The sequence below is a fragment of the Bradyrhizobium sp. genome, from assembly GCF_016213215.1.
Taxonomy (GTDB): Bacteria; Pseudomonadota; Alphaproteobacteria; order Rhizobiales; family Xanthobacteraceae; genus Bradyrhizobium.
On the sequence record NZ_JACRAW010000025.1, the window covers coordinates 24,586 to 36,655 of the forward strand.

10 protein-coding genes are annotated in these 12,070 nt (G+C 62.1%); 3 read left to right on the forward strand and 7 right to left on the reverse strand.

From position 1 onward, the window contains the following. Nucleotides 1–6 precede the first annotated feature (6 nt). Together HY852_RS05595 and neuB are read right to left on the reverse strand one after the other, a co-directional pair. Nucleotides 7–639, reverse strand: coding sequence for an acetyltransferase (locus HY852_RS05595; RefSeq protein ID WP_291603258.1), 633 nt, complete (start codon nt 637–639; stop codon nt 7–9). Then, nucleotides 636–1,718, reverse strand: a complete 1,083-nt coding sequence (gene neuB / locus HY852_RS05600) for an N-acetylneuraminate synthase (protein ID WP_291603261.1) — start codon at nt 1,716–1,718, stop codon at nt 636–638. Before neuB ends, HY852_RS05595 begins: the two co-directional genes overlap by 4 nt. Before the next feature lie 172 nt (nt 1,719–1,890). Here neuB and HY852_RS05605 point away from each other — a divergent pair, with 172 nt between their 5' ends. From HY852_RS05605 to HY852_RS05615, 3 genes are all read left to right on the forward strand, one after another. Then, nucleotides 1,891–2,637 (forward strand): acylneuraminate cytidylyltransferase family protein, encoded by a 747-nt coding sequence (locus tag HY852_RS05605; protein WP_291603264.1) that lies wholly within the window; start codon nt 1,891–1,893, stop codon nt 2,635–2,637. Beyond that, nucleotides 2,634–3,797 carry a UDP-N-acetylglucosamine 2-epimerase gene (neuC, locus tag HY852_RS05610; protein WP_291603267.1) on the forward strand — a complete coding sequence of 388 codons (1,164 nt, stop codon included), beginning with the start codon at nt 2,634–2,636 and terminating at the stop codon, nt 3,795–3,797. The genes HY852_RS05605 and neuC overlap by 4 nt, the downstream gene beginning before the upstream one ends. A 597-nt stretch (nt 3,798–4,394) precedes the next feature. After that, the gene (locus tag HY852_RS05615; RefSeq protein WP_291603269.1) at nt 4,395–5,348 is read left to right on the forward strand and encodes an NAD(P)-dependent oxidoreductase; all 954 of its coding nucleotides are present in this window, start codon (nt 4,395–4,397) and stop codon (nt 5,346–5,348) included. An 8-nt stretch (nt 5,349–5,356) separates the two neighbouring features. Here the strand turns inward: HY852_RS05615 and HY852_RS05620 are convergent, their stop codons facing one another. The 5 genes from HY852_RS05620 to HY852_RS05640 all read right to left on the reverse strand — a co-directional run bounded on the left by HY852_RS05620 (nt 5,357) and on the right by HY852_RS05640 (nt 12,013). Continuing rightward, on the reverse strand, nt 5,357–6,907 hold the full coding sequence (locus tag HY852_RS05620; RefSeq protein WP_291603271.1) for a hypothetical protein: 1,551 nt from the start codon (nt 6,905–6,907) through the stop codon (nt 5,357–5,359). Nucleotides 6,908–7,004: 97 nt separating this feature from the next. Then, complete coding sequence (locus HY852_RS05625) at nt 7,005–8,330, reverse strand: lipopolysaccharide biosynthesis protein (RefSeq protein ID WP_291603273.1); 1,326 nt, start codon at nt 8,328–8,330, stop codon at nt 7,005–7,007. Nucleotides 8,331–8,388: 58 nt separating this feature from the next. Beyond that, on the reverse strand, nt 8,389–9,777 hold the full coding sequence (locus HY852_RS05630; RefSeq protein WP_291603275.1) for a hypothetical protein: 1,389 nt from the start codon (nt 9,775–9,777) through the stop codon (nt 8,389–8,391). Continuing rightward, complete coding sequence (locus HY852_RS05635; RefSeq protein WP_291603278.1) at nt 9,777–11,132, reverse strand: LegC family aminotransferase; 1,356 nt, start codon at nt 11,130–11,132, stop codon at nt 9,777–9,779. The genes HY852_RS05630 and HY852_RS05635 overlap by 1 nt, the downstream gene beginning before the upstream one ends. Next, a complete protein-coding gene (locus HY852_RS05640) occupies nt 11,015–12,013 on the reverse strand; it encodes an NAD-dependent 4,6-dehydratase LegB (RefSeq protein WP_291603282.1) in 999 nt (332 codons plus the stop codon). Before HY852_RS05640 ends, HY852_RS05635 begins: the two co-directional genes overlap by 118 nt. Between the last annotated feature and the right edge of the window lie 57 nt (nt 12,014–12,070).

Genomic DNA, 12,070 nt, shown 5'->3' on the forward strand with positions numbered 1-12,070 from the left:
GACGAATTAACCCCGGTTGGCACCGGCAAAAGATCCGGCCGCGACGTCCTTCGCGACCACCCCGCCCGCCGCCACGACGGAGCCCGCCCCCACGCTAACGCCGCCCAGAACCACCGCCCCGGCACCGATATGGGCGCCTTCCCCGACGGAAACGCCGCCGCACAGCACGGCGCCAGGCGCAACATGCGCGTGATCGCCAACCCAGCAATCGTGCTCCACCACGGCGCGGGTGTTGATTAGCACGTTCCGGCCGATGCGAGCGGCCGGCTGGATGACGGCACCAGCCATCACCTGCACTCCGTCCCCGAGCGTTACATCCGACGCGATCACCGCAGAGGCATGCGAGATCACAGGAAACCTGTACCCTAGTGCGGCGAAATGGCCAAACAGATCGCGCCGGCCCGACAGCCCCGAATCCGAACGCGAGGCTCGGTTTCCAAGTCCATTGGCGAGCTCGACCGAAGCGGCGGCCACTTTCAGAACTTCTTCGTCCGGACCAATGATCGGAATTCCGCCGACAAGCTCGCCGACGCGCGTCGCGTTGCGATCGGTCACGCCGACGGGACGTATGCCGCGACTGAGCAATGCCTCTATGACAACGCGGGCATGACCACCAGCACAGAGCACAATGAGGCTCATGGTTCCAGGGCCTCATCCACCGCGTAGTCGCGCGACGCCGTTTTGCCCAGATACATCCAGTATTCAATCGGTGGGATTCCGGTCCCCGGCCGTTTGACGCCGAGATTCTCCTCCGAGAAGCGCTCGCCGCTGCGAATGGGACGAATCGCGACAAGGCTCCTGCGCGCCACCGCTCGATTTGGCAACTCTTCCGGCGCCGGAATCTTGCGCCCGTCGCCGAGCGATGCCTCGATATCGCGGATCGCTGACACCATCGCCGCCATTTCGTCCGGCTCGATTGAAGCGCGGTGATCGGGTCCGGGCAGGTTACGGTCGAGCGTCATATGCTTTTCGACGACGGCCGCGCCAAGCGCCACGGCGGCCGCCGAGATATGAATGCCGCGGCTGTGATCCGAGAACCCGACAGGAAGTCCGAACGCGTCGCGCAGCGTCGCCATCGCGCGCAGATTGATTGAATGCGGATCGGCCGGATACTCGGTCGTGCAATGCAGGAGGGTGACCTTGCTGCGCAGCTCCGTCCAGGCGTCGCGATCGAGCAGGACGTTCGCGAAGTCGGCCGGCGTCGGTCGCGCGCTGGCCTCGCGGAGATAGCCGAACGCGATAACTCCGAGTGCCTGCTCCACTTCCGTAAGCGTCGCCATGCCGGTCGACAGAATGATGGGCAGCCGGAAACGGGCAAGATGCAACAGCAGCGGCGCGTTCGTCAGATCGCCAGATCCAACTTTCAACGTGGTAACGCCGATTCGCCGGACGAGATGTGTTGCGCTGTCGGCATCGAACGGCGTCGACATGTAGGTGATATTGGCGGCGACGCAGGCGCCCGCAATGCGCTCTTCGTCCTCATCGCTGAGTTCGAGTGCGCGCAACATCTCAAGCTGCGACTCCTCGCTCCCGGTGGTAGCTCGCTGGTAGCTCGCTTTTGCCGCCTGCTCGGTTGCCAGCCGCTCTGCGCGGAACGATTGAAACTTGACCACATCGGCCCCCGCGCGCCCGGCGGCTTCCACCAGCGCGAGCGCGCGGGCGCAATCACCGTTATGGTTGACGCCAGCCTCGGCAATGATCAGGGTTCGGCGATGCATGAGTTTTCGTGGCGGAGCGGTGCGGGCGGTCGAATTTGCCCTCTGATCAAGCAGTTGTCTTAGTCGAGTACACTGGTAAAAGCAACGCAGGCGGGCTTCTTGCGCGTTCTCAAGCCCCGGGGACGGTGAACCATCGCGCCCACGCGCAAACGGCGGGATTGTTGCAAACAAAATGACCGATTCGGTGCAGATACTGTTCCTGCTCGTAGGCCGCGGTGGATCGAAAGGTTTGCCGGGGAAGAACTTGCGCGAGATCGGAGGCCTCAGCCTGATCGGATACAAGGCCAGGGCGGCCCGGCAGTCGCGCTATTGCACGCGGCTGATAGTCTCCAGCGACAGCCCGGAAATCCGGGCTGAAGCAGTCCGACATGGCGCCGAGATGCTGTTCGAGCGCCCGACCGAACTCGCAACCGATACCGCCTCATCCAACGACGTCGTGCTTCACGCCATGGACTGGATCGAGACGAACGAGGGGCGGCGCTACGACGCCATCATGCTGCTTGAGCCTTCCTCGCCCTTCGCGCTGCCCGAGCATTTCGATCAGGCCGTCGAACTCTCCGTCGCACGCAGGGCGAGCCTCGTGGTCGGCATGCGTGAGACGGAGGTATCCTCGGTCTTCGTCGGCACGCTTGCAGCGGACGGTTCGATCGGCGGCATCGTCGAGAAAATGCTCAAGATGCCGGCCCAGCGCCGGCAGGACCAGCCGCCCGAAGTGACCATGAACGGCGCTCTTTACCTGATCGGTTGGGATGCCATGCGCAAGCACCGCAAGATCTACGCCGACCCCACGACCAGCTACGGCATCCTGATGGACCGCATGCACTCGATCGAGATCGAGACCGCGGCCGACCTCGCCTATGCATCATACGTGATCGAGCACGGCATGCTCGATGCCTCGCCCTGGCGACAGCAATCATGAGCGCAACACGCCGCCGCATCGCCGTCGTCACGGGGTCGCGCGCAGACTATGGGTTGCTGCGGGGCATTCTGACGCGTCTGCAGAAAATGGATGACATCGATCTCAGTGTCATCGCCTGCGGCATGCACCTGCTGCCCAAGTTCGGCGAAACGTGGCGGATCATCGAGGCCGACGGCCTTCCGATCGCAGCGAAGGTCGACCTCAAGCTCGATGACGACCGCGCCGAGACGGTCGCCCGCGGCACCGGCATCGGCATCAGCGGCTTCGCCGATGTGTTTCCACGGCTCGCCCCCGACATCGCGGTGGTGCTTGGCGACCGCTTCGAGATCCTGTCGGCGGCGGTCGCGGCTATGATGCTGAACGTCCCGATCGCGCATATCCATGGCGGAGAAGTCACCGCCGGCGCCTTCGACGACGCTATACGCCACGCCATCACCAAGATGGCGTGCCTGCACTTCGTCGCCGCCGAGCCCTATCGGCGCCGCGTGATCCAGATGGGTGAGAATCCGGACTTCGTCTTCAGCGTCGGCGCGCCGGGTCTGGATTTCGCCAGCGCTGCGCGCCCGATGACCCGTACCGAGCTCTATGCGGAGCTCGGTATCAGCGGCCCGGAACGCTTCCTGCTGGTCACCCTTCACCCAACCACGGCACAGCCGGATACGGACAAAGGAAATATTTCCGCGTTGCTGGGTGCGCTGGAACAGGTCGAGGACCGCAGTTTCATCTTCACCGGCGTCAACGCCGATCCCGGCTATCGTGCGATCGACGAAGCGATCACCGCGTTTGTGGCAGCGCGCCCAGGCCGGGCGTACCTTTTCTCCTCGCTCGGCAGCGAGCGCTATTGGGCGGCGCTGCGGCTGACCGATGCGGTGATTGGCAACTCCTCCAGCGGCATCCTCGAGGCGCCTGCGGCCGGAGTGCCATCGATCAATATCGGTGATCGGCAGCGGGGTCGGCTTCGCGCCGCATCGATCATCGACTGTCCGGCCGACCAGGCGGCGATCGTCGCGAGCCTTCGCAGCATCCTTGAAGGCACGTTCCAACCCGACAGGTCGATCGAGCCGCCCTACGGCCGCGGCGGAGCTTCGGAGAAGATCGCCGAAACTCTCCGAAAGATCGACATCGGTCGCGCTTTCCCCAAGCACTTCCATGACCTGTGACGCCGTCGGACGCGCCGGAAACCGTCGCATGAGCCCTCGCGCGGTTGCTGACGTACGGCGGCAGGGAAATAAAGTTCTGTACGCCTTCGGAGACTCCGACATGACGACAGCCGACACACTCGCCGATAGGGCGCCAGCTGTGCGTATAGCCGGTATCAGCGAAGTGCCGATTCCGCCCTACCGCGGCAAGCGACCTGGCTGCGCAGCGGGCTGTCCTTGCGAACAAAGGCGAGATTAATCTGCGAGCGCACCGTCGAGCGCGCGCACGCGCACCTCCAGCACGTCATAAACCGCAAACCCGGCCTCGTCACAGAAGCGCACGATGTTGGCAAACTGCGGGATGCCGTGACGCATCGGCTGCGCATCAGGCGCAAGCCCATCGGCTCCAAGGCGCCATTGATGGCCTGGAACACGCCTGAACAAAATGCCTTCATGAAAGCGCGCGCGTCGAAAAGGCTGGGAGGAGGCGATCCGATCGCAAGAGTACCTTCAGCGAGAAGAAATTCGCCTCGATTTGCAATCGATTGTTCGGTTTGCTAGATCAGCGCGACCTGCTGGTCAAGCGACCGCGCACCTTTCGAAAGCAGCGAAATCAGCATGAAAGTTCTAGTGACCGGCAGCTCCGGCTTTATCGGTCAGGCGGTGGTGCGCCGCCTCCGGGCCGAAGGCTGCGACGTCGCCGGGCTCGATAAGGCATCGGGTGCCGCAACCGACCTTGTCTGCGACATCCTCGATGCTGGCCGGCTCAGCGAGGCCGTGCAGGGCTATGCTCCGGACACGCTGGTTCATCTTGCGGCCCGCATCGACCTCGATGAAAAAACCAATCTTGCAGGCTACGCCGCCAATATCGAAGGCGTAGAGAACCTGCTCGCCGCCGTTCGCTCGACGCCCTCGATCCGGCGGGCAATCTGGACCTCGTCGCAGCTCGTCTGCCGCGTCGGCTATGTGCCACGGAGCGAAACCGACTACAACGCCGACACACTGTACGGAAAGAGCAAGATCCGCACCGAACAGATCGTGCGCGAGGAAGACGGCGCCGGGCGCGAATGGTGCCTGGCGCGTCCGACGACTGTGTGGGGCCCCGGCATGAGCACGCATTATCAGCGCTTTCTGCACATGATGGAGCGCGGATACTACTTCCACGTCGGAAACAAGCCGCTGTGGAAGTCCTACAGCTATATCGAGAACATCGCATTCCAGTACTGGCGCCTGCTCCAGGCTCCGGCTGAGCAGATCCATCGCAAGATGTTCTATCTCGCCGATTACGAGCCGATCGACCTGCTTGCCTGGTGCGACGCGTTCCAGCGTGCATTCGGCGCGCGGCCCATTCCCCACGTGCCCGTCGGCATCGCCCGTATGCTCGCCCTCTGCGGCGATGCCGTGAATGCGATCGGAATGAAGGGATTTCCGTTCAATTCGTTCCGCCTGAACAACGTGCTGACGCAGTACCAGTTCGACCTCAAGCCCACCGCGGCAGTGTGCGGTCCACTCCCATACACTATGGAGCAAGGCGTCGCGGCAACCGCGGCATGGCTTCGATCGGCGCGCTGAACGCCGCCTCAACTCGCCGTGCTGCTGAGGTGAAGCTTACCCGTTTTGCGTCGCGAACCCCATCCCACCGTCATCACATCGAGGGCTATTCCGGTGACGAGGATCGAGAGCAGGACCAGCGCGGAGTTGGCCACTCCCAGCGGTCCCTGGATCGGGCTCAACAGTATACTGGCGAGGACAAAGATGAGGAGCAGCGCCGGCGTGATCAACGTGGAGCGCATGTGCCCCGCCGCGCTCCAGCCAGCGGCGAATCCCCAGATCAGGACGTAGACGATCGCGCCAAAGATCCCGAAATCAATGAACGCAGCGACCCACACGGTCGGAAAGAACCCAAAGATCCCCGCGGACCGCAGCTCCGTTTCCATGAGAGTCACTTGCTCGCTGCCCGGGAAGAACACCCGAAGGATCGGCGAAAGCACGCCGACCTCGTAGACCCCCCATTTGGGACTGATCTTGTCGCGCGCATGCCAGACGACATCGACCGTCCGTACACCGTGGCTCAGATAGAAATAGGTACTGAGCCCGATCAGAGCCTCTGGGGGTGAAATATAACCAGATTGCATGGCCGACGTGACGTATCCACGCGGCTTCACGTTCCACGTTTCCAACATTATAGCCAGGATGTCCTCCGCCGCCATTGCCGCAGACGGGATGGCCCTCGCAGCCCTCGCTTCCGCGACCTTTTGATTGAGGTCGCTCGCGGTGATAAGGGAACTGGAATACGACCGGATGTCTTTCCGGCCCGGAGCGGTGTCACCAGACAGTCGGGAGTCCCGCTCAGTCTTTTCCTGCGCCAGTTCTTGAATCAGCGGAAACATCTGGTTGCAGAACATTTGCCGGCTGGCCCACATCGAGTTCGAATAGACTGCAAAGACACCGACGGCCACCGCTAACTTGAGCAACAGGTGATGGCCGCGCGGGAAAGGCGGCCGGCGCTCGCTGAGACGAACCAGCATCGCCGCAACGATCAGCACAAGCACGAACAGGATCGACATCCGACCCGAATAGAGCAATGCGTAGCCGACCGGAGAAATCAGGGACAATTGGGCAAGCGCCGCCGCCCAGCCTTTGATTTCCTCACCCTTCAGCAGGAACAGCACCACTGACACAAAGCCGAAGGAGAAAGTGAGATATCCGAGGTAAAGCAGTGGCGTACGTTTTATCGCGATCGCATCCACCAATCCGGGGGCGCAGCGCAACAGCTCGGAATACTCAATGTTTCTCACGCCGCTCAGCATCGTGCGATCAACGGCGATCAGTCCGATTCCGACGATCCCCATCAGCGATGTCACAAGCACCACACGATTCAATGTCACGGCCGTAGATGCAGACATTTCTGCCTGGCGTGCGAACCAGGTGTTGAAGACGAACTTTCCGCCAACAAATCCCGCCAGGAACAGCGCGGTTCCGGCCGCAATCAACCCCGACGCCACTGCGGACGGCTGTCCGGGATAATCGATTGGGCCAATCGCGACACTGGCGAACGCCGCGAACCAGACCAACAGGATCAGAATCGCGGGTGACGACAGACCGCCAGCCAACCAAATTAGCCGCTGCATTTTGGCAGTCGAACCGTTTGATAATCCAAGGTTGTGTAGCAAGGTCATACTGACACCGTAATGGCGGCCGGCCGCGGCCTCGCAGGATGCGCTCGGGTTACGGATAGAGCATGTCGGGATCAGTGGGAAGGCCGACGCCCTGCGGTGACGCCGGTTCCCCTTTGCCTTGGCGAATCCTGTAGGCGGCAAAAGCCACCAGCGAAACGAATAGGGCCGCATTCGCGACGCCGCCGGCCAGTGCCGCACCATAGATCCCGAGGACCGGCACCAGAAGGAAGTTGAGCAGCGTAGATACCAGCGCGGAGCCAACATTACAGAGCAGAAGATATTTGTCGGATCGCGCCGCATAGAGCGCATAGGATGGCACATCGGCCATCATCCGCAGGAAGATCCCGGGCAGCATGGCATAGAACACCCAAATATCCGACGCATAGGTCGACAGGCCGAGCAAGCCAAGCATCGGTCCCATAGCGACGCCGGAGATAACCATTGTCGCTGACGCCAGCGCAAGCATCGACCAGACGAAAGTGCGCAGGGCCGTGCGGTAGGCCTCCATGCCCGCCGCATATCCGGCGATGACCTTCGGCAGGAACTGGTGCGATACCGACGCGCCGAGCGACAACAGGCCGATCAGGATCGTCGAATAGAACGTATAGATGCCGAGCGCATCGCGTCCGACGAAGCGATCGATGACAAAGCGATCGACATAGGAAATGACCAGCGCGCCGGCCGCGGTCAGCATGAATGGGCGTGCCGTCCGCAAGCCCTTGAGAATCTCTTTCCAGTCGGGTCGATAGCCCCCGAGCTCTCGCCACGGCATTTCGGACAACGAGAACGCCGCGAATGCGATCGAAAGCACGCCTCCCAGGGCCCACCAGACCAGCACCGTCTCGAGCGAACGCGTCGATGGCACGACGAACATGAGCAGCGCGATCGCATAGACCCAGATGCCGCCGCGAAGGAATACGCCGATATAGGCCCGCACCGGCCGCCAGGTGATGATCAGGATGCGCGTCGCCTCCAGGGAGACGTGCTCGGTGAGCAGGATCAACAGAAACCACGGGGCAAGATGCGCGGGAAATCCCCCCGCGAGAGCAGCCGCCGCGACAACAAGCCCGACGACTATCAACGCCGCCGAGGCAAGCGCCATCTGGTCTACGATGATACGGGCACGCCGTAACGGGCTCGCTGGCACCAGTTCGCGCAGCGTATACGAATAGAATTCGAGTCCGGTCGCGAGCAGTGCGAAGGCCAGCGCGGCGGTTATTAGGCCGTACTCGCCCATTTCGGCAGGCGACAGCATCCGCGCAAGCAGGAGCGAGAGCAGAAAGCGGCTCGCCAGCGTCACTGCGCGCAGAATCAAGGCAGAGACCGTGCCCGCGATCGCAGGCCGCTTTACAAGGTCTACCAGACGAGAGTGCATCGCGCTGTTCCATCGGGCTTGCCGCCCGCCGTCGTGGGTTGCGAACGCCGCGAAGACCTCAAGCGGCGCTTCTGTAGGACTTGAGAAATCTTGGCAAATGGGCGTTAAGCGAGCGGACCAGCGACTTCGCGGACTCGCGCGCGGCCTCACTCTCGGGATCGAATTTGCGCCAGCCGAAATAGTCGCCCTCGACGCTGATCGAGGCGAGATGCCGCATGATCTCGAACCGGGTCCTCGCAAGATCGTCAGGGAAGTGCCATTGCTCTAGCCTATCGATCAGATGGTCGATCTCGCCGACGTTGCGGATATGGAGGAAATGCCGCTCTGTCGCATAGTAAGGCTCTGTTGCTATGGAACAGAGCCCTGCCAGCGCGGCCTGGAATCCGATCGTTCCCGTGAAGGTGAGCGAAATCGCGCATTTGGCGATCAACAGGTTGGCCGGCACGTCATATGGCACCAGCGTAACGTGCGGCAGCCCCGCCAACCGTTCAAACAGCTCGCGCTGGCGGAAGCCAAACTGGAGCGGATGATCCTTGACGAAAATCCGGTAACCCGCGCGGCCAAGCACCTCGCAATAGCGCACCACCACGTCATCATGCGCGAGCATGTCTCTTGAGCTCAGCCAGTAGTCCATCGAGGCTTCCGGAAACAGCTGCAGCCCCAGGAACACTCGACGCTGGCGCGGCACCTCGCCAAGCCGCTTTTCCCAATCCGGATCAAGAAGCCTGAGGACCGCGACATCGCGGATGCGAACCTTGTGCTTCAGCCGCTTCAGCGCATCCATGTAGTGGCAATTGTACGGGTCGCGTTTGAGGAAGCGCCAGAGATTGAAGAACGCGCCGCGCACCGCGTAGTAGCTGAACACACGCCAGAATCTCGCGCGCGAGAAGCGCGTGGCGTCACGCACATAGGCTGGCGCGAAATCCTCTTGGCAGAGCTGGCCGACGGCCGCCTCGATATCCTCGCTGGAAGGCTCGCGAAGCCAGACCGGCCGTCCCCGGCGCATGAACATCACTTGGTCAGGAATGATCGAGGTAGTCATCTCAAGAAGATCGATCCCGCGCTCCCGTGCCGTCCTTTCCATGACATCCATGACGTACCGGTCGATGGTGAAAGTCATGACGAGTTCGGGCGCGAGTTCGTCGAAGGCATGTTCGATGGCCTGCGCCATGCCGCCGATCATCCGAAGCGCGAGATTGCGGTCGATGCTCCTTAGGACCCGGCATCGAAGAATGATGTCGGCACACCCCTCGTCGCCGAACCGCGCGATCGCCGCCTTCGCCGCATCAGCCCTGCGCACGAAGCGATTGAAATCGTTCACCAGCGAATAATCCCCGTCCCCGCGCAGATCGCTCAGGACCACGGCATCGGCGAAATCAATCTGCGAAGCCAGGTATTTCCACCACGCCGTCGTGCTGTGAATGGTAAAAAAGACGATACGGGGCATCAGCTCTTGTTCGCGCTTGGCTGCCCGCCGGCGGCAAGGAACGGGCTGCTCGGGAGATTGATGCAGCGCGCATACATATCCTCCGCAACGCGAAGCGGCGAGCGCGGGCAGTTCCGATACATTGGAAGCATGTGCATCGGCGTCCACAATGGACGAGCGCGAACGCCGTGTTCGTGCAAGGCCGACAGCAGCGCGTCGCGCGCGCCGGCGCATTCCGGATCAAGCACGAGCGTATTCAGCCAATAGTTGCTGCGCGCCCCGGCCGGCTCGCGATAGACGCTCGCTCCGGAGAACTTATTGAAAGCCGCAAGATAACGCTCGGCAAGTTCTCGCTTGGCGTCGACCATCGCCAAGAGTCTCTCCATCTGCGCGCAGCCGAGCGCGGCATTGAGATTCGGCAGACGGTAGTTGTACCCGACCTCATCGTGCTCGAACGCCCAGAGGTGCGGCTTCTTGGCTGTGCTGGTGAAATGACGTGCCCGCCGAGCGTACTCGTCGTCATTTGTGACGATCATGCCGCCGCCGCCGGTGGTGACAATCTTGTTCCCGTTGAAGCTTAACACAGCGGAATGACCGAACGTGCCGCACGCCTGCCCTTTCAGGGTCGAGCCGAGCGATTCCGTTGCGTCCTCGACGACCACTAGATCGTATTTCGCCGCCACCGCGCCCAGCGCCGCCACGTCAACCGGATGACCGAAAATATGAACCGGAACCACCGCGCGCAGTCGCCGACCCGTGTGCCTGTTCACCCATTCGCCGTTCCGCCGCACCGCGATATCGTCCAGATGAGCTTCCAGCCCAGCCGGATCCAGCCCCAGCGTGTCCCAGGTCGAGTCGACGAAATGCGGAATGGCGCCGGCGTGGCTGACGGCATTGGCGGTCGCAACGAAGGTGACGGCTGGCAGCAGGACCTCGTCATTTGTCTGCACGCCCTCGAGCAGCAACGCGGCATGGAGAGCTGCGGTGCCATTTACGATAGCAACGCCGTGACGGGCTCCGGTTGCCGCGGCGCACATCTCCTCGAACCGGGTCACATACTTTCCCGCAGAGGAAACCCAGTTCGTATCGATGCAATCAAGCACTAGCTCGCGCTCACGCTCGCCAAACCGGGGTTCATGCAATTCCACCGGACGTGCGGCACTACCGAGAACGAAGTCGACCGCCTCGAGGATAAGCCTGATGTCGAGCGTCGCCGGACGGTTGCTATTGGCTTGCGCGGGCGAATTGCTCATCAGGGTCACAAATTGTAGACGTTCGCACGATAGCGAGACAGGTTCCCCTGATTGCTGAACCAGGAGATCGTCTGCTCCAGACCCTTGCGCAGCCCGGCGACTCCAGCAAAGCGCGGCGACCATCCCAGCAGCTCTTGCGCCTTGGCGTTGCTGGCCCAGAGGCGATCGACCTCGCTGCGCTCCGGGCGGACGCGGACGTCCTCATGCTCGATTTCGATCTCGGCGCCCATCATCTCCGCGATCAGTCGCGCGGTATCCCCGATCGAGATCTCGAACCCGCTACCGATGTTGATGACTTCGCCAACGCCGGATCTGGTCTCAAGCGCCGCCAGGAAGCCACCGACGGTATCGGCGACATAGTTGAAATCACGCGTCGGGTGGATGCTGCCTAGCTTGATCCGACGCTGACCAGCCGCGATCTGAGTGATGATGGTCGGAATCACAGCCCGCGCGGACTGCCGGGGACCGTAGGTGTTGAACGGACGTACGACCGTGACCGGGGTACCGAACGAGCGCTCGAACGACAGCGCTAACTGATCCGCTCCGATCTTGGTGGCGGAGTAAGGCGACTGCCCCTGCAGCCGGTGATCTTCCGTAATCGGAACGAACTGGGCAGTACCGTAGACCTCGCTGGTTGACGTGTGGACGAGGTGGGAGATCCCGAGATCCCGGGCGGCCTGCAGGACATTGAGGGTGCCCCTGACGTTCGTTTCGACGTAGGTATCCGGCGAGTGGTACGAATAGGGGATGGCGATCAGAGCCGCCAGGTGAAGCACTACATCACACCCTTGCATGGCAGTGCGCACGCCATTCGGATCGCGGATGTCCCCCGAAAAAAACTCCAAATTCTCCCGGATCTCGCACGGCGACGTATCCAGCCAGCCCTGCGAGCCCATGCTGTTGTAGTGCACAAACGCGCGGACACCGAAATTCCTTCGCACCAGCTCTTCCGTGAGATGCGATCCGATAAATCCAGCGGCGCCTGTTACCAGCACTTTCTGCAAGGTCGCGTCCCTACCTTTCTCAACTTCGCCGAAGCACCGTGGCAAGCGACGCTTCTA